At 71.5% G+C, this 18,154-nt stretch carries 11 protein-coding genes; 3 read left to right on the top strand and 8 right to left on the bottom strand.

Annotated elements, in window-relative coordinates:
• Positions 1-45: 45 nt before the first annotated feature.
• On the bottom strand, positions 46-1,125 hold the full coding sequence (locus ABH920_RS35165) for a glutamate ABC transporter substrate-binding protein (protein ID WP_370353571.1): 1,080 nt from the start codon (positions 1,123-1,125) through the stop codon (positions 46-48).
• 20 nt (positions 1,126-1,145) lie between these two features.
• Positions 1,146-2,561 carry a hypothetical protein gene (locus ABH920_RS35160; protein ID WP_370353570.1) on the bottom strand — a complete coding sequence of 472 codons (1,416 nt, stop codon included), beginning with the start codon at positions 2,559-2,561 and terminating at the stop codon, positions 1,146-1,148.
• A 168-nt stretch (positions 2,562-2,729) separates the two neighbouring features.
• Here ABH920_RS35160 and ABH920_RS35155 point away from each other — a divergent pair, with 168 nt between their 5' ends.
• From ABH920_RS35155 to ABH920_RS35145, 3 genes are all read left to right on the top strand, one after another.
• Positions 2,730-3,983 (top strand): Ig-like domain-containing protein, encoded by a 1,254-nt coding sequence (locus ABH920_RS35155; protein WP_370353569.1) that lies wholly within the window; start codon positions 2,730-2,732, stop codon positions 3,981-3,983.
• An 88-nt stretch (positions 3,984-4,071) separates the two neighbouring features.
• Positions 4,072-5,958, top strand: a complete 1,887-nt coding sequence (locus ABH920_RS35150) for a glycoside hydrolase family 15 protein (protein ID WP_370353568.1) — start codon at positions 4,072-4,074, stop codon at positions 5,956-5,958.
• 213 nt (positions 5,959-6,171) lie between these two features.
• Positions 6,172-6,879, top strand: coding sequence for an HAD family hydrolase (locus ABH920_RS35145; RefSeq protein WP_370353662.1), 708 nt, complete (start codon positions 6,172-6,174; stop codon positions 6,877-6,879).
• A gap of 124 nt (positions 6,880-7,003) precedes the next feature.
• Here ABH920_RS35145 and ABH920_RS35140 read toward each other — a convergent pair whose 3' ends face one another.
• From ABH920_RS35140 to ABH920_RS35115, 6 genes are all read right to left on the bottom strand, one after another.
• Positions 7,004-9,814 carry a hypothetical protein gene (locus tag ABH920_RS35140; RefSeq protein ID WP_370353567.1) on the bottom strand — a complete coding sequence of 937 codons (2,811 nt, stop codon included), beginning with the start codon at positions 9,812-9,814 and terminating at the stop codon, positions 7,004-7,006.
• Positions 9,814-13,116: an FtsX-like permease family protein gene (locus tag ABH920_RS35135; protein ID WP_370353566.1), complete on the bottom strand. Its 3,303-nt coding sequence runs from the start codon at positions 13,114-13,116 to the stop codon at positions 9,814-9,816. Before ABH920_RS35135 ends, ABH920_RS35140 begins: the two co-directional genes overlap by 1 nt.
• A 92-nt stretch (positions 13,117-13,208) precedes the next feature.
• Positions 13,209-14,294 carry an ABC transporter ATP-binding protein gene (locus ABH920_RS35130; protein ID WP_370353565.1) on the bottom strand — a complete coding sequence of 362 codons (1,086 nt, stop codon included), beginning with the start codon at positions 14,292-14,294 and terminating at the stop codon, positions 13,209-13,211.
• Positions 14,295-14,334: 40 nt separating this feature from the next.
• Positions 14,335-15,222, bottom strand: a complete 888-nt coding sequence (locus ABH920_RS35125) for a carbohydrate ABC transporter permease (protein ID WP_194909939.1) — start codon at positions 15,220-15,222, stop codon at positions 14,335-14,337.
• Positions 15,219-16,646, bottom strand: coding sequence for a carbohydrate ABC transporter permease (locus ABH920_RS35120; protein WP_370353564.1), 1,428 nt, complete (start codon positions 16,644-16,646; stop codon positions 15,219-15,221). Before ABH920_RS35120 ends, ABH920_RS35125 begins: the two co-directional genes overlap by 4 nt.
• Before the next feature lie 2 nt (positions 16,647-16,648).
• Entirely contained in the window at positions 16,649-18,061 is a 1,413-nt protein-coding gene (locus tag ABH920_RS35115; protein WP_370353563.1) for an ABC transporter substrate-binding protein, read from the bottom strand.
• Between the last annotated feature and the right edge of the window lie 93 nt (positions 18,062-18,154).

Here is an 18,154-nt window from a genome sequence, read left to right as displayed (position 1 = left end):
GCTCCCCCCATGCCCGTCTGACTGGCTGTCGCCCGTTCCATCAGCTCAGCTACCCAGAGGATAGTGCTGGGGGATCTGTGGCAGCGATGTGGGCGGGGAACCCAAATCATTTGCAAACAGTGAGCGCCAGCCGGTCGGACCGGTGTCCTGGATCAGGTTCGCCAGGGCGGCGTTCACGAACGGGGTCAGATCGTTCGTACCGCTGGCGGGATGGTTCGTGACGATGCCGTATGGCTGTTCTTCCTCGGGCGGAGCGGTGGTCATCTTGACGTGCGGGTCCTGGCTCTCCATGCCCCGCAGGAGGGCGTCGTCGGTGTAGACCGCGCCGACCAGACCTTGTTGCAAGTCTGCGAGGCAGTCCAGGGCGTTCGCGGCGGTGAAGGTGCCCGCCTTGCCCAGCACCTGCAGGATCTCGGCGGCCGACGTGGAGTTGAGCGTCGCGCAGACCTTCACCTGGGAGCCGTCGGCGGTCTTGACGCCCTTCAGACTCGCCAGGGACGCGGACTGGGGCTTGCCGTCGTCGCCGAGCGGCATCAGGAGCTTCAGTTCGGCGGTGTAGTAGGGGTTGGAGAAGTTCAGCGGTGTCGGGCTCTGCATCCGCGCGCAGGTGATGGTCGTGGTCTGTACGACCAGGTCCACGTTGCCCGCGTGCAGCTGCGCGTATTCACCGGTCTTGGGGTCCCCGAGGGTGACCACGCGGAACTGGATGTGGCCGTCGGAGCCGAAGATGGCGCGGGCCATGGCCCGGGCGATGTCGACGTCGAAGCCCTGGGGGTTGTTGTCGTGCTGCGGGTCGTAGCCGAACAGCTCCGTGTTCAGGTCGATGCCGGCGATCAGGAAGCCGCGCTTGCGGATCTTGTCCAGGGTGCCCCCGGGCGTCACCGGGTCCTTCGGGCCCGGCAGCGGGTTCGCGGTCGCGGCGGTCGCCTCCGGACCGCACTGCTTCGGCGTGAACGGCGCGCCGCTGGGGACGCCGCCCGGGCCGATGCCCTGGCCGGCCCGCGGCACCATGACGCCGCCCGCGGAGCTCTTGTTCTCCGCGCCGCAGGCGGCCGTGAGCCCGACCGCCGCCACGACGGCCGCGGCCGCCCATGTCCGGACCCTGATGTGCTGTTTTCCGTCCATCCCGGTCATCCCCGCCCCCCTCATTGGTATTCCGCGATCCGGCGGCCCAGCCCCCGGACCACCGCCGCCGCCATCGCCAGAGCCAGTACCCCGAGCCCGATCTCCAGTCCGGCCAGCGCGCTCGCGCCGCTCGCGGCCTCGGCCTGGAAGGAGGCCTCGGCGTACTTGATGGCCTGGTCCAGGTCGCCCTGGAGCGCGGTGAACGACGTCGCGGCGCTGGGCTTCGGCGCGGCGAAGTCGTGCTGGCCCAGCGCCGAGTCCACCGCCTTCTGGTACTGGTTCTGCGCATCCGAGGCCCGCAGCGCCAGGTGCTGGGTGTGCCAGGCGCCGGCGTCGGCCGCGGCCTGGTTCGCGAGCTTCCGGCCGGCGTCGTCGGTCGCGAGCTGGGAGGCGTTCTGCAGCTCGGTGGCCAGCGCCTCCTCGGTGCCCGGGACGTGCGAGCCGTCCGCCGCGGTCACGCCGGCGTAGTCGGCCTCCTTGTCGTCCGCGGTGCCGCGGCCGACCAGGGTCAGCATCTCGTCGGTGCGGGCCTGCAAGGACAGGATGCGGGCCGTGGCCAGCGCGCTGACCTGATCCGAACCCCGCGTCCTGGCGTCGTTCTCATGGCTGTTCTGCACCGTCATGTCGACCCCGGCCCAGGCAAAGGACACCACCAGCGCGACCGTGGCGCCGAGCAGGCCGACGTTGAACATCCGGTTCGTCCGCCGCGACTCGCGCACCTGCACCAGTACGAGAGCCGCCAGCAGCAGGACGCCGGCCGCGGTCATCAGCACCGGGAACTGCGTGGCCGTACTCTCCGCCGAGGCGAGGTTCTTCGCCTCGGTGTCGGTGAGCGCCTGGGCCCACGGCAGGATCCCGGTCGGCGGACTGCTCGCCGTGCCGGGGGTCCCCTGCATCAGGTTCGAGGCCTGAAGCAGGTAGCGGAACCCGACCGGGTAGCCGAGCAGGTTGTTCGCGGCCGCGGTGGCGTTGAGCTTGACGTACTGCGGCAGCTGGGCGGCGACCTGGTTCAGCGCCTTCATGGCCGCGGTGTCGCCGCCGGCCTCGGCGGTCGCCGTCAGCAGCGCCGCCTGCGCCTTCTGCAGGTCCGTGTTGTAGGTGTTCAGCAAGTCGATCGGCGCCTCGCCGACGTGCAGGTACATCGTCGTCGAGGTGGCGTCGGCGTCCGAGAGGCTGTGGTAGAGCACCTCGGCCTGCTGGATCATGACGCCGCTGTGCGCCTTGGCGTCGTCGGCTCCGTCGGCGCGCACCTGGACCCCGACGATCCCGACCGCACCGAACACCAGCGCCCCGGCGGCCAGCGCGGCCCGGATCCGCCCCAGTCTGCGGTCCGTGCGCTGCCCCGCCGGTCTGGCCGGTCCGGTCGGCACCGCGGGTGCCCTGCCCGCCTGTGTCGTCAGGACCTGGGTCGGCGCGTTTGGTGTGGCGATCGTCATCCAGGAGCCCCCCTTTGGATCTGTAGCGTGTCTCGAGCCCGCCCCGATGGGCTCCTGCCTTGCCTTCTCCTGTGCCTCTGCTCCGGTTAAGGAAAACCTAACGGTTCACCAGCAGGCTGCGGTGCCATTGGTACCAGCCAGTTATAGGATCGAGCACGGGAGGCGATTATGCGCAGACTGCACAAGCTCGCCGTCGCGGTGGCCGTCGCAGGGCTGACCGCCGCTTGTGGCGGGGGCGGTAACTCGGCGAAATCGGCGACGGTGGCCCCGGTGGCGAACGGTTCTTCGCCCTCGTCATCAGCGGCTTCGGGCGGCGGCTCGACACAGAGCTCTGGCACGAGCGCCCCGTCGAGCTCGGCCCCGGCCAACACCTCCCCGGCACTGGTGGTGATCAAACCCGCCGCGAACTCCTCGGACGTGGACCCCTCGTCGCAGATCTCGGTGAGTGTTGCCAACGGGAAGCTGACGTCGGTCACGGCGCAGCAGTCCGGCGGCAGCACCGTGGACGGCACGCTGGACTCCTCCGGAGCCTCCTGGACGTCGGCCGACCCGGTCGGGATCGGCCACACCTACAAGGTCACCGCGGTCGCGGTCGGCGACGACGGCAAGCAGCAGACGACGACCTCGCAGTTCAGCACCGGCACCCCGGGCAACACCTATGCGGGTACTTACACACCGGACCCCAACACGACTTACGGCATCGCGCAGCCGGTGTCCATAACGTTCGACAAGCCGATCACGGACCGGGCCGCGGTGGAGAAGCAGCTGACGGTGACCACCAGCCCGCCGGTCGCAGGCTCCTGGCACTGGTTCGGCTCGCAGCGCGTGGACTACCGCCCGCCGTGGTACTGGGCGCCGGGGACCAAGGTGACGCTGCACATGCGCCTGGACGGCGTGAAGAGCGGCGACCTGTACGGCAAGCAGAACCGGGACGTCACCTTCACCGTCGGCCGGGCCCTGACCGCCACGATGGACGCGAACACGCACCGGATGACGGTGACCACCGGCGGCAAGACCACGACGCTGCTCACCAGCTCCGGCAAGCCCGGCTTCGAGACCTGGAACGGCACGATGGTGGTCCTGGAGAAGGACCAGGACATCAGCATGAACTCCTCGACCGTCGGCATCTTCGGGGTGAACGCGTACGACATCCCGGACGTGTACTGGGACGTGCGGCTGACGCCCTCCGGGACGTTCGTGCACGCCGCGCCGTGGAACGCCGGCAAGTTCGGCAACGTCAACGGCAGCCACGGCTGCATCGGCATGTCGACCTCGGACGCGCAGTGGTTCTTCAACCAGGTGATCCCCGGCGACCCGGTGACGGTCGTGAACTCCAAGGACACGGTGCGTGCCGACAACGGCTTCGGCGACTGGAACCTGAGCTGGAGCCAGTGGATCGCCGGGAGCGCGCTGCCGCACTGAGGGGCCCCGCCGGCGGGGAAAACCACCGTTCCGAGCCCCGCCGCGGAACCTGTCCGAGGCGGGGCGCGCGGGAATGTAGGGTCTGCGCATGACCTCGACCACGTTCCCCTACCCCGCGATCGACGACCACGGTCTGATCGGTGACCTGCGGACTTGCGCGCTGGTGGCCGGCGACGGCACCGTGGACTGGTTCTGTCCGGGACGGTTCGACGCGCCGAGCGTGTTCGGCGCGGTGCTGGACCGCGAACGGGGCGGGGCGTTCCGGATCTGGGTCGAGGGCGCGACGTCGAGCCAGTCCTACGTACCGCGCAGCGCGGTGCTGGTGACCCGGTTCGAGACCGCCGACGGCGGCGTCGGCGAGGTCGTCGACTTCATGGTCCCGGACGAGGCGCGCGCCACGCAGAGTCCGGCCGAGAGCGTCCTGTACCGGATCGTGCGCGCGGTGGCCGGCGACGTCCAGTTCTCCGTGAACTGCCTGCCCCGCTTCGACTACGCCCGCTCGGTCGGCGACCGGGTGCGGCTGGTGCAGCGCGGCGCCACGCAGGCCGTGGTCTTCTCCAGCCTGGACCGCACGGTGAGCCTGCTGTCCTCCGCGCCGCTGGCCCTGGCCGACGACTCCGGCGCCGCGGTCGCCGAGGTCCTGCTCGGCGCCGGCGAGGCCGCCGCGTTCGTGCTGGCCACCGATCTGGACGAGCCGGACGAGTGGCAGCCTGACGTCGCGGCCGACGTGGAGCGCGCCCTGGAGGAAGCGCTCATCTTCTGGCACAGCTGGCTCGCGCGGAGCACCTACCGCGGGCGCTGGGCCGACACCGTGCACCGCTCGGCGATCACCCTCAAGCTGCTGACGTACGCGCCGACCGGCGCCTTCCTCGCCGCGGCCACCACCGCGCTGCCCGAGGAGATCGGCGGCGCCCGCAACTGGGACTACCGCTACACCTGGGTCCGCGACGGCTCCTTCTCCGCCCGCGCGCTGTCCGACCTCGGCTTCCACGAGGAGGCCGAGGCGTTCGCGCGCTGGGTCACCGACCGCCTGGCCGAGGGCCCGAACCCGCTGGGCGAGCCGCTGGACATCATGTACCGCGTGGACGGCACCACGGATCTGGTCGAGGAGGAGCTGCCGCACTGGGAGGGCTACCGCGGCTCCTCGCCGGTCCGCATCGGCAACGGCGCGGTCGAGCAGCTCCAGCTCGACATCTACGGCGAGTTCCTGTACTCGCTGGCCGACACCGAGCACCTGCACAGTGCCGAGGGCCAGGCCGCGGTCGGCAAGCTGCTGGACTGGCTGGTCGAGCACTGGGCCCGGCCGGACGAGGGCATCTGGGAGACCCGCGGCGGCCGGCGCGACTTCACCTACAGCCGGCTGATGTGCTGGGCCGCCTTCGAGTACGGCCTGCGCATCGCGCCGACGCACGAGAACGCCGGCATGTGGGCCGTGATGGCGCACTCGATCGCCGGCGAGATCCGCACCCGGGGCTGGGACGAGACGCAGCAGGCCTACGTCCAGAGCTACGGCGACGGCGCGCTGGACGCCTCGGTCCTGTTCATGCCGGTCGTGGGCTTCACCTCCGCCGACGACGAGCGCTGGCGCACCACCCTGTCCGCGCTCGAGCGCGGCCTGGTCCACGACGGCCTGTGCCACCGCTACCACCTCGGCGAGTTCAGCGACGGCATGGAGGGCGACGAGGCGAGCTTCGACCTGTGCACCATGCTCTACTACGCGGCGCTGGCCGGCAGCGGCGCCGTGGAGCAGGCGCAGAAGCTGTTCCAGGGCTTCCTCGACCACGCCGGGCCGACCGGCCTGTTCGCCGAGGAGCTGACGCCGGACGGGCAGCAGCTGGGGAACTACCCGCAGGCCTTCACGCACCTCGGGGTGATCTGGGTGGCGCTGGCTCTGGACGCCGCTCTGGACGCCGCCGCCGATCGCGCGGCGGCCGATCGTGCCGGTTTCGCCGGCGATCCCGTCGCGGCGCGTTAGGGTCGGCGGCGCGCGGGCATCGGGTCCCGGGAAACGCGTTCACGCCACCCCTACGCCGTAACCCGTTGGCATGACTTTCCGATAGTGGAACCACCTAACTCAAAGACTTTCTCTACAATCGCGATCGTCACTGCCATCGCCGTCCCTCGGGCACTGCTTGGAATGGGGAGCTGTCTGACGCTGACGCAGCGTCCCGTGAGAGGAACTCTGGGCATGCAGATCCCGGGCAAGTCACGCACCATCGACGCGGTCGTCTTCGACGTCGGGGAGACGCTCGTGGACGAGAGCATCGAGTACCACAACTGGGCCGACTGGCTGGGCGTCCCACGCCACACCTTCTCGGCCGTCTTCGGCGCCGTCATCGCCGCGGGCCGACCGCACCTGGAGGCCTTCGAGTACTTCCGGCCGGGTTTCGACCTCGCCGCCGAGCGCCGGGCGCGGACCCTCGCGGGCCGCCCCGAGGGCTACGGCGAGCGCGATCTGTACCCGGACGCGCGCCGCACCCTGGCCGCCCTGAAGGAGGCCGGCTATCTGGTCCTGATAGCCGCGAACCAGACCACGGCGTCCCACCGCATCCTGGAATCGCTCGACCTGCCGGTGCACCTGGTCACCACCTCCGGCATGTGGGGCGACCTGGAGAAGCCCGACCCCGCTTTCTTCGCCAAGGTCGTCGAAGTCTGCGACACCGTCTCGCGCGCCGAGGGACGCGGCCCGCTGCGCGGCGCCGGAAGCGTCCTGTACGTCGGCGACCGCCTCGACAACGACCTGCGCCCGGCCTGGGGCGCGGGACTGCGCACCGCCTTCATCCGTCGCGGCCCCTGGGGCACGGTCCACGGGGACGACCCCGATCTGGTGGCCAAGACGGACTTCTATCTCACCGGCCTGGACCAACTGCCGGGGATGCTCGCCGACGAAGTCTGACCCCGGGCCCCGGCGCCGCGATCGGCATGGATCGCGGCGCCGGGGCCCGGCCGTCATCGAGGAATCATCGCAAGACTCTGTCTCACAGCCGCACCATAGCCGCTCCTTCCCCCCGGAAGATCCGTCATTCGAACTCGGCGGCCCGCAGGCGCACCGAGACTTGCTGCCGGGGCCGCAAGGCGGCCTCCAGCGCGACCCCGCCGACGACGCACAGGGCGGCCACGCCGATGACGGGTACCAGCCACCCGTCGCTCGGCGCGCCCGGAACCTGGTCGCCGAGCAGCGGCGCGAGCGCCGCCCCCATCGCCAGACCCCCGGCCGCCGCCAGGATCGACAGCGGCAGCGTAACGGCAGGACCGAGCAGTCGGCCCCCTGTTTCAGAAAGACCTAGGACTCGAAGCAGCAGAGCACTGTCATGGGCGGCCCGGCGGCTCCCGGCCATCGTCTGCACGAGGCACAGCACGCCGAATCCGATCGTCAGCAGCTCGGCCATGCGCAGCACGGCGTGCGCGGCGGAGGTGCGGCCGTCGGCGTATCCGGCGGCGGAGACCTGCGCGGAGGAGACGAACGGGAAGTACGGCTGGACGCCGGGCAACGCTCGCAGGGCTTTGACATCGGGGTGCCCGGTGATCCACACCGCGTCCGGCGGCAACGCCTTGGCACCCATCTGGTCGGCGGGCAGCACGACGTATCCGGGTCCGTATTCACCGGCGATCACCGACGCGGTGGGCAGATCGGCGGTCGCGACGAAGTCCACCTCGATCAGTTCAGTAGGCAGGGCGAGGGTGGCGTGTGTCCCGACCAGTCCCCCGAGTCCCGGAGAAACCAAGGCGGTCACCGTACCGGGACGGCTCGGTTGCTCCGGCCAGTCGTTCGGCACCCGCCCCGAGCGGCCACCGGACTCGCTCGCGGCACGTTGCGTCAGCATCCGCAGCTGACCGGAGTCCGCGGCGAGCACCGCGACGTTCGCCGGGGCCGAGGCGAGGCCGGAGATGCCCGCCGGCCCCACGTACGCGCTCATGACCTGTCCGGCGCCCGGCACGGCCGCGGCCTCGGCGGCGAACCCGGCCGGCAGCGACACCGCGGCGCCGTGATCGAGCACGATCGTCGAGGGATCGGCGATCGCCTCGACGCGCGCCCCGGCGCCGACCGCGTACAGCGCGTCGTCCCGGACCCCTTGCGTCACCGAGGAATCCAGCCGGGCGGCGAACGTCGCGGCCGCGATCGCCACCACCAGACCGGCCAGCGGCGCGGCCAGCACCCGGACCCGGCGCCCGGCCAGCGCGGCGGCGACGAACGACACCGTCGCGCGCCGCCGCCGGGCGAGTATGAACGGCACCGACCACAACAGCGGGACGGCTCGCACCACCGCCAGCGCCGCGGCGAAGGCCAGCAGGGCGGGCGCCGCGACCGCCAGCCAGTCGACGGACCCTGATCCGCTCTGCGCGCCCCGGGTCCGCATCACGGCGACGGCCGCGGCGGCGCCGAGCGGGACCGCGATGTCGCGCACCAGCCGGGGGATCCGGGCGTCGGCGTCGGTCTCGGTCGGCTCGCGGCGGGCCGAGCCGGGCCGGTCGCTGTGGGCCGCGACCCGGCCGAGAACGGAGACGAACCCGGCGAGCGTCACCAGTGCGGCACCCGGCCAGGCCCGGACAGTCCCGCCCGCAGCCACGCCGGCCGCCGTCGCGATCACCACTCCGGCCACCGCACCGACCGCGACCACGAGCCCTGATTGCGTCGCGAACCGCAGCGCCAGCCGGCCCGGCGCCGCACCGCGCGCCTTGCACAGCACGATCTCGGCCGAGCGCCGGGTGACGACGGTGCGCAGCATCAGGAAGAACGCCGCGAGCGCCGAGGCCAGCGCCCCGCCGAGGACGACGTAGTCCAGCAGGCGCGCCTGCCGCTCCACGGTGAGCGCGTGGCCGGCGAGGATGTCGAGCCGGGTGCTCGCGGCCAACGGGAACGGACGGCCGTCGGGGTCCTGCAACGACAGGCCTTGTCCCCCGACCACCAGGCGGTGCACCGCGTCCTGGAGGACCGCCAGATCCGAGACCCGGACCCGCGCGGGGTCGACGACGAACTCGATCGCCGTGCTGCTTTGGCCGATCGCGGGGACCATGTCCATCGCGTCCACGTCGGTGACCGAGGGCAGCAGGAGGTCCATGCGCCAGACCGCCTGCGGCTGCCCGCACCTCGGGTCGCCCACGTACCCCAGAACGGGGTCGTCGGCGCCGCAGATGCTGCCGAGGCCGAGACCGCGGGCGTTGTCGGCGTAGCGCCAAAAGACCGCGCTGGAGGAGTCCTGCGGATCATCGGGGATGTAAAGGCCTGAGATGGTGTAGGTGATGTCCTCGCGTCCGCTGGTGTTCCCGGCGGTCGTGTGCAGCACCGAGCCGACGTGCAGTCCGAGGGCGTCGGCGGCGGCCTGGCTGATCGCCGCCGATTCCGTGATGGTGACGTGCCGCGGCTGGCCGGCGGCTTCGACGTCGTGGATGCGGGTCGGGGTGGTCGGCGCGGCGCCGGCGACGAAGCGGACGTGCTCGGCCGAGCCGGGCAGGGCGGCACCGCGCAGGTGCACGAACATGCCCTTCGGCCCCTTGAAGCCCGTGATCGGGAACTCGCCGGAACTCAGGACGCTGATGTCGGTGTCGGTGATCAGCCCCGACAGCTGGGCCGGCATCGCCGCCTTCGAGGTGGCCGCGACGGATTCCATGAAGGCGTCGCTGTACTGGTCGATGCTCGGGGCGACCAGGGAGACGTCCCGGTCCTGGGTGCTCGCGCCGCCCACCGCGTCCTCGACGATGGCCCGGTCGGACCGGTTCATCTGGTACGGCACCGCGGCCGCGAAGGCCGCCGTGGCCGCCGCGAACACTGCGAGCAGGACCAGCACGCCGCGCACCCGCTCGGTCTGGCTCCACCACCGCGGGCGCCGCATCAGCTGACCTCCGCTCGGAACGAGGCGCGCTCGCTGAGGGCGTAGCTGAGCAGAACCGCCAGCGCCCCGAACACCGCCGCGGCAGCCCCGGCCAGACCGAGCACCGGCCAGTCGTAGACCCGGACCGGCGGCGGCGTCGGCGGGGCGCCGGAGGGTGTGAACACCATCAGCTTGAACTCCGATCGCAGGGCCAGGGCGCCCAGACCGAGCCCGGCCAGGGCGCCGAGCAGCGCGACGCCGGCCTGTTCGGCCAGCAGCAGGACGGCGGCGCGGCGCCGGGTCAGGCCGAGCGCGGCCAGCACCGCCAACTCCCGGGCCCGCTCGCGCAGCGTGGACACGGTGTGCAGGGCCAGGCCGAGCAGGACGAAGGCGAGCGCGGCCAGGGTGCCGAGCTTGAGGGTGAGGCTGAAGCCGGCGGCGAAGGGGTAGTCGCGCAGCGCCTGCTCGGCGGTGGCGCGGTCCTCGACGGTCGCGGGCTGCGCGAGGTGCGCCGCGGTCAGGGTGCTGCGATAGCGGCCGGCGAGGCCGGACCCGGACGTTCCGCCGCCGGCGTCGGCCCACCATTCGCCGGCGAGCGGGGCGATCTGCTGCCCGGTCGCGCCGCCGCCGGCCGCGGCGCGCTGTGCTTCGCGGTCCAGGAGGCCGATCGGGACGATGAGGGCGTCCTGGCTGTCGGCGGCGGCGCCGCCGGAGCCGGAGCCGGAGCCGGGAGCCGCTTTGATCGCGGCGACGAAGCGCAGAGTCACCGGCTGGGAGAAGGCCCCCGTGGCGAAGGTGTCGCCGACGTGCTTGTCCAGGGCGGCCAGGAGATGTTCGGTGGCGATCGCGGGGACTGTCAGAGTGCTGCCGTCGCCGCTCTTGGTGAGCTCCAGGATCTGGACCGGCTGCGAGGCGGTGAGGCTCTGCGTCACGCTGGCGTTCGTCGCGGCGAGATCGGCGTCGGTCGGGACCGGCGGTGCGGTGAAGGCCATGCCGGCGGGGATGGTCACCGGCTGGTCGTCGGCGCGCAGGGCGGCGACTTCGAGGGTGCCGATCGGGCAGGACGCGGCGGTCGAGGTCTCCGACAGGGCGCTGATACTGATGGGGTAGGAGATGTTCTTTCCGGCACCGACCAGGGTTCCGGTCAGGGTGTGGTCGGCGCCGTCGGGTGCGTCGATGGCGCCGAGGGGTGCCGAACCGGGGAAGCCGTAGGCGTCGGTGAACTGCGCGGTCAGCTGGAGCCGGCCCGGGTTGCAGCTGTTGTTCGGGCTCGGGCGGTAGGTGAGGTCGGCGGACAGCCGGGTCGGCGTGCCGGGCAGCGGGACGCCGACCGAGCCGTGCCGGTCCCAGCCGTCAGCGGTCAGCAGGGCGCTGATTTGCGGCCAGCTCCTGCCGCCGGCCAGATCATCGCGCAGCACCAGGACGCCGTCGGAGCGTTGCGGGTCCAGGCCGAGGACGGCGGCGGTCGGCGTGGTCTGGTCCGTGCCGTGGGTGGTCGCGGCCTGGTCGGCGCGGATCATGCGGTAGGGGGCGCGCAGGGCGACGAAGGCGGGGCCGGTTCCGGGCGTCGCCGCGAGCGCGCGGACGGTCTCGGGGCCGGTGGACACGAGCCCTGCGACGTGCATATCGGCGCCGACGGCGAAGCCGGCCTGGTCCGCGTCCGAGCGATCGGCCGAGGACAGCAGGACACTGGCTTGCACGCCGATCGCCACCGCGAGGACGAGCAGCGCCATCGGCAGCGCCTGGGTGCGGGCCGCGCGGCCGAGGCGCCAGCCGACGAGGGCCGCGAGCACGCCCTTGCCGTGCGCGGCGAACCGGCCGGCCGGGGCCGCGACGAACGGCAGGAGCCTGAGAACGATGAGCGCCCCGGCGGACAGCAGCACCGCGGGCGCGACCACCTGCGGCCAGGGCAGCGCGCCGGTGCGCGCGGAGTCGTCGCCGGCCTGGAACAGCTCCCAGAGCGCGGCGAGGGCGAAGGCGAGCACGGCCAGGTCGATGGTCGCGCGTTGCAGGGCGGTGCGCAGCGTCGAGCGCCGGCGGACGCGGGCGACGGTGCTGTAGCTGAGCGCGGAGCGGGTGCCGACCGTGCCGAGCAGGACCGCGGCCAGCACCGCGCCGATCAGCGCGACCACCCACTGCGCGGTCTGGAGGCGGTCGGTGCCGTCCACGACCCCTGCGATGCCCGAGTCGTGCCGCGCCCACGACGCCCCGATCCGCTGCTCCAGCCACCGCGCGGCCCACGGCGCCAGCAGCGCGCAGGGCACGGCGAGCGCGAGCCCTTCGACCACCTGGACGCGGCCCAGCGCGCCGACGGAGGAGCCCCGGGCGCGCAGCAGGCCGTCCATGGCGTGGCGGCGGTCGGCCAGCGCCCGCGCGATCTGCGCCAGCGCCGCCAGCGACAGGACCCCGAGCTCGGCGGCGACCAGCCACTCCAGGCGCACGCTGACCGCGGTGACGCCGACCAGGACGCTCATGCGCGGTTCGAGCTGGTCGTCGAGCGCGGCGGTGAAGTCGCCGTCCGGCGAGGAGGTGGTCGGCACCCACGCGTCGAACGCGGCGAGCTGCGCGGTGAACTGCGGCAGCCGATCGGCCGGGAAGCCCGCCGGATCCGGCGCCGCGGTGACCGCGGCCTGCGTGAGCAGGATGTCGGGCCGCGCGGTGACGGAGGCGTCGACGAGGACGGGAGCCTGGTCGCCGTCGTGGCGCCAGAACCGGTCGGCGGGATCGACCGGCTGGTAGACGCCGACCACGCGGAACGTCAGGGCACTGCTGGACTGCCAGCCGGAGCGCGTGGCGATGGTGTCGCCGACGCGCCAGTGGTGGCTGGCGAGGGTCTGTTGGGAGACGACGCCCGGGAAGGCTGCGCTCGGATCGGCGCCTGCGGCTCCCGTCCCACTCGGCCACGCGCCCTCAACCAGCCGCGCCTTGTCCTTGAGCGAGTCGCTGGACCAGAACGCGACGGCGTCGGTACTGGAGGCGCCGGAGCCGAGCAGCACATAGGGCCCCGACACGACCGTGGTGTCGACCTGCGCCCCGACCCCCGCGAACGCCGCACCGACCCGACCGTGCAGCTGCGCGAAGAACGCCACCCGCTGATCCGGCGTCGCCGCCCACTGTGTCCCGGACCCGTAGACGACACGCACCGTCCGCGCATCCGGCGCCATCGCCCCCAGCGCACTCCGCACCGAAGCCGCCCGCACCGCCGAAGCATGCAACCCGATCAGCGTGACCAGCACGAGCGCCGGCATCAACACCGCCACCGCGGCACCGAGCATGCCGCGCTGGTAGACGGCCCGACGGAGCAGGAGGCGGGGTGCGGTCATGCGGGTAAGGACGGGCTGCGGTCGGCCGGGCGTTGCGGGTGTTACCGAACGGTGATCAAGACAGAGGGCTCACATGGTGCACCGCCCGCACCTCAATCCGGCAGCCGGGCCCCGCTCCCGGCATCGAACAAATGCAGCGCCGCCCCGGCCCGCACCCCGAGCACCACGCTCTCGCCCTTCGCCGGCACCGGTCCTCCGCTGTGGCGGATCACCAGATCGCTCTCCTCCCCGTCGACCACCGTCCGGGCCGTCACCAGGTAGTCGCGGCCGGTGTCGCGGACCAGCACCGCGGTCGCGCGGACACCGTCGGCCTCTGCGCCGATCGACAGGTCCTCCGGCCGGATCCCGATCACCACGCGACTCCCGGTCAGCGCTGAGGATTGCGTTGAGCTCAGCCCGACCGCCAGGCCGCCGAGGCGGGCCACGCCGTCGGCGGCGATCGCCGTCACCAGGTTCATGCCCGGTTCGCCGAGGAACTGGGCCACTGCGATGGTCGCCGGTTTGCTGAAGACCTCCGTCGGGGTGCCGACCTGTTGGATCCGGCCGCTGTCCAGGACCGCGATGCGGTCCGCGATCGACCAGGCGTCCACCGAGCTGCAGGTCGCGTACAGGGTCGTGATGCCCAGTTCGCGCTGGAGCGCCGCGATCGGCGAGCGGCCGCGCATCATCAGCGGGACGCCCGAGCCGGCCAGCGGTTCGTCCAGGCAGACCACGTCCGGCCTGCGGACGATCGCGCGGGCCATGGTCGTGCGCTGGCGGACGTCGTAGCCCACCGAGTCCGGTTTGCTGTTCAGGTGGTCCGCGACGCCGCAGAGCTCCGCGACCTGCTGGACGCGCGCCGCCGCCGACTTCGCCGAGTTCTTGCGCATCGTCAGGGGCAGCGCGATGTTCTCGCGGATGGTCTGGTTCGGGAACAGGGCGAAGCCCTGGAAGATCATCGAGACGCCGCGCTTGTCCGGCGCGGTGCGCCCGATGTCCCTGCCGCCGATCAGCACGCTGCCGCGGTCCATCGGCTCCAGCCCCGCGAGCATGCGCAGCAGAGTGCTCTTGCCGCTGCCGGAGGGGCCGGTGAGGACGAGGAGCTCGCCGTCGCGGACGTCCATGCTGACGCCGTCGACGGCGGGCCGCCACGCCCCGTGGAACACCCTCGTGGCGTCGAGGAAACGGACGTCCGCCACGGTCGCGCGCTCTCCTATTTTCTTTCGTCGCCTGGTGCTGCTAACCCTTGACCGAGCCGGCCATGAGTCCTTGGACGAAGTATCGCTGGAAAGCGAAGAACACGACGAGCGGTACCGACAGCGACAGGAACGCCCCGGGCGCCAGGATGTCGATGTTGCTGCCGAACTGGCGCATGTTGGACTGCAGCGCCACGGTCAGCGGCTGCGTCTTCGCGTTCGAGAACACCAACGCCACCAGCAGGTCGTTCCACACCCACAGAAACTGGAAGATGGCCAGCGAGGCGATGGCCGGCAGCCCCAGCGGCACGATCACCTTGCGGAAGATCGTCCACTCGCTGCCGCCCTCCATCCGGGTGGCCTCCAGCAGCTCGCGCGGGATCGCCGCGAAGAAGTTGCGCAGGAGGTAGATCGCGAACGGCAGGCCGAACCCGACGTGGAACATCACCACGCCGAGGATCGTGCCGAACAGGTGCAGGTTGCGGTACAGCGCGGCCACCGGCAGCAGCGCCACCTGGATCGGCACCACCATCAGCCCGACCACCACCACGAACAGCCAGTCCCGGCCGCGGAAGTCGATCCAGGCGAAGGCGTACGCGGCCAGCGCGCCGAGGAACACCACCAGCACCGTGGCCGGCACGGTGATCATCACCGTGTTCCACAGCGACTGGATGATGCCCTTGTTGGCGAATAGGTTCGTGTAGTCCTTGAAGGTGATCTGCGCCGGGTGCGTGAAGACCGTCCACCAGCCGCTGCTGCTGATATCGGAGGCCTTGCGCAGGGAGCTGATGAACAGCCCCAGCGTCGGGATCAGCCAGACGACGCCGACCGCCAGCACGATGAGGTACACCGCACCGCCGCTGAGGCGCTTGGCGATGCGGGTGCCGACCGGGACCTGGCCCGGCACTGCGACGGGACGCGTGACGCTCATCGCCCCTCCTTCCTCTCGTTACGCAGGCGGCGGATGTTGAAGTACATGGCCGGCAGCACCAGCACGTACAGGAACACCCCGATCGCGCTGCCCAGACCCTGGTCCGCACCGCCGCCGAAGGAGACGTTCCACATCTGCACGGCGAGCACGTTCGCGTTGGGCAGCGTGGAGCCCGGAGCGATGACGTAGACCAGGTCGAAGACCTTCAGGACATTGATGATCTGGGTGACCATCACCACCAGCAGCACCGGAGCCAGCAACGGCACGGTGATACGCCAGAACACCTGTCTGTCGTTGGCTCCGTCGACCCGCGCCGCCTCAAGCAACTCCCGGGGTATCGAGGCGAGCCCGGCGGCGATCAACACCATCGCGAAACCAGCCCAGATCCACAGATACGAGGCGATGATCGCCGGCGTCACCAGAGACGGCCCCAGCCACTGGATGCCCCGGTACGGCTGCGCGAAGTTGCTGCCCGGCAGCTCCAACCGATAGGTGCCCCCGGGTTTCAGGCCCTTGATGGCGAACGTGCCGTCGTTGTGCGCCGAGGCCGATCCGGCGCTCTTCCCGGTCGCGACGTCGATCGCCTTGACCGAGACCCCCGGCATGCCCTTCTTCCCGGCGTCGATGTGGTTCGGCGTGCCGCCGCCGCCGTAGATGATGTCCAGCCAGACGGTGCCCTCGATCTCGTCCGGAGTCGGCTCCGCGGTGGGTGCCGCGGCCTGCGCCGCCTTGCCCGGCAGGCCCGCGGCCTGGATCCCGACCAGCGGCAGCGGGGCGACCGTGCCGGCCTGGAAGGTCTGCACCGAGGTGAACGACCCGGCCGTGCCCGCCTTGCCGGTGGCCGGCCGCGGGTGCGCGCCGGGGTACTTCGAGGACGGCGCGAAGGTGTCGTGGACGCCGACCGCCACGGCGTTGGCCACGCCCTGGTTCGGGTCCTGCTGGTAGACCAGCTCGAAGATCACGCCGGCGGCCAGGAACGAGATCGCCATCGGCATGAAGATGACCGCCTTGAACGCGGTCGACCAGCGGATCTTCTCGGCCATCAGGGCGAACATCAGGCCCAGCGCGCAGGCCACGGTCGGCGCGCAGACCACCCAGATGATGTTGTTCTTCAGCGCGGTGAGCGTCGCGGAGTCGGTGAACAGGGTGTGGTAGTTGTGCAGCCCGACCCACTTGGAGCCGTCGGCGTTGTGCAGGCTCAGCCAGACCGAGTCGACGGCCGGCCAGATGATGATCGCGGCCAGCACGATCGCGGCCGGGATCAGGAAGCCGAAACGGACTCGGACCGGGATTCGCAGAGGGCTGCGACCGTGGTCGGCCAGGGGGTGCGGCGCGCGCGGCCCCGGGTGGGAGGGGTTCTCGGAAGGCGGCCGCGCCGCCGGGACGGACCCGGCGGCGGGCGACGCGGACAGGCTCTCGTCCATGGCTACTGCCAGGTCTCCTTCGCCGCGTCCTTCTCCAGCTGCGCGGCGGTGCCGTTGACGTCGCCGCTGCTCAGGAAGTCCTGCAGGTCCTTCCATTCCCCGGCGCCCTTGGTGCCGCCGAACCCGACCGGAGCCTGGTCGGACATGTCGAAGCGGAAGCCGTCGCCGGCGCCGACCAGCATCTGCGCCTCGGCGCGCGTGGTGTCGTCCGGGTAGGAGGACATCGGCACGTTCTTGTTCGGCGAGACGAAGCCGCCGGCCGAAGCCCACGCCTCGGCGGCGTCCGGCGAGGCCAGGAACTGGATGAACGCCATCGTCGCCGGGTTGTCGTTGGTGGCCAGCGCGGCGTCGCCGCCGCCGTCCACGAAGTTGGTCAGCGAGCCGGCCGCCGGGAACGGGAAGAACTTCGCGTCGGCGCCCAGCTTGGCCGAGGTGGTCGAGGTGATCACCGAGCCGGAGAAGTCGCCCTCGTAGACCATGGCCGCCTTCGGCGGGCTCTTGAAGGTCTGGGTGACCGAGTCGTTGAACGAGGTCTGCAGCGCCCCGGACTTGCCGCCGGCCATGAACTGGTCGTTGCCGAACAGCTGCTTCAGCGTGGTCAGCGCCTGGATCACCGTCGGGTCGGTCCACGGGATCTGGTGGTGCGTGAGCTTGTCGTAGTTGTCCGGGCCGGCCTGGGACAGGTAGACGTTCTCGAACCAGTCGGTGAGCGTCCAGCCGTCCGCGCCGCCGACCGAGACCGGGGTGATGCCGGCGTCGGAGAGCGTCTGGCAGTCCTTCAGGAAGTCCGCCCAGGTCTTCGGCGGCGTGACGCCGGCCTGCTGGAACTGCGCGGTGTTGTACCAGAACGTCGACTTGTTCGCGGCCTTGAACATGATCGAGTAGACCTGGCCGTTGACCGTGCCGAGCTTCTTCCAGCTCGGGTCGTAGTTCGCGTCGATCTCGGCGATCACGTTCGCGCCCAGCGGCTTGATCTGCCCGGCCTTGGCGAACTGCGCGATGGCGCCGGGCTGCGCCAGCAGCGCCACGTCCGGGGCGCCGCCGCCGGCCAGCTTGCTGCGCAGCACGGTCGGCGTCTGGTCGCCGGCGCCCTGGTAGCTGACCTTGGCGTGGGTCTTGGCGGTGAAGGCGTCGATCACCTTCTGGAAGTCCTGCTGCTCGGTCCCCGACCACTCGGCCAGCACCTGGATCGACTTGCCGGACAGGTCCGGCAGCGCCGGTCCCGGGGCCGCCGAGCCGCCGGCCGAGGACGAACTCGACGACGAGCCGGCCCCGGAGGCGGACGTGGAACCCGCCGACCCCGAGGTGCCCGCCGAGGGCTTGGAGGAGCTGGAGGAGCAACCGGCCAGTGCCAGGCCGGAGGCCAGTCCCACGGCCAGGACAACCGTGACGGACCGGTGGGAGCGTGCACCCATGATCAGCCTTCTTTCATCGACTCGAGTGAGGGACCTGTCGTTTTTGAAGTGGGGCGGCGTTGCGGGAAACGTAAAGGCGACGAAATGGAGGCG

It is taken from the genome of Catenulispora sp. EB89 (assembly GCF_041261445.1).
Taxonomy (GTDB): Bacteria; Actinomycetota; Actinomycetes; order Streptomycetales; family Catenulisporaceae; genus Catenulispora.
The sequence above is the reverse complement of the archived record's forward strand: the minus strand, read 5'-3'. Positions and strand labels throughout refer to the sequence as shown.

Excerpts from the sequence above, each read along its gene's own strand:
- ABH920_RS35165 (WP_370353571.1), bottom strand. The coding sequence starts at position 1,125 with ATGGACGGAAAACAGCACATCAGGGTCCGGACATGGGCGGCCGCGGCC.
- ABH920_RS35160 (WP_370353570.1), bottom strand. The coding sequence starts at position 2,561 with ATGACGATCGCCACACCAAACGCGCCGACCCAGGTCCTGACGACACAG.
- ABH920_RS35155 (WP_370353569.1), top strand. The coding sequence starts at position 2,730 with ATGCGCAGACTGCACAAGCTCGCCGTCGCGGTGGCCGTCGCAGGGCTG.
- ABH920_RS35150 (WP_370353568.1), top strand. The coding sequence starts at position 4,072 with ATGACCTCGACCACGTTCCCCTACCCCGCGATCGACGACCACGGTCTG.
- ABH920_RS35145 (WP_370353662.1), top strand. The coding sequence starts at position 6,172 with ATGCAGATCCCGGGCAAGTCACGCACCATCGACGCGGTCGTCTTCGAC.
- ABH920_RS35140 (WP_370353567.1), bottom strand. The coding sequence starts at position 9,814 with ATGCGGCGCCCGCGGTGGTGGAGCCAGACCGAGCGGGTGCGCGGCGTG.
- ABH920_RS35135 (WP_370353566.1), bottom strand. The coding sequence starts at position 13,116 with ATGACCGCACCCCGCCTCCTGCTCCGTCGGGCCGTCTACCAGCGCGGC.
- ABH920_RS35125 (WP_194909939.1), bottom strand. The coding sequence starts at position 15,222 with ATGAGCGTCACGCGTCCCGTCGCAGTGCCGGGCCAGGTCCCGGTCGGC.
- ABH920_RS35120 (WP_370353564.1), bottom strand. The coding sequence starts at position 16,646 with ATGGACGAGAGCCTGTCCGCGTCGCCCGCCGCCGGGTCCGTCCCGGCG.
- ABH920_RS35115 (WP_370353563.1), bottom strand. The coding sequence starts at position 18,061 with ATGGGTGCACGCTCCCACCGGTCCGTCACGGTTGTCCTGGCCGTGGGA.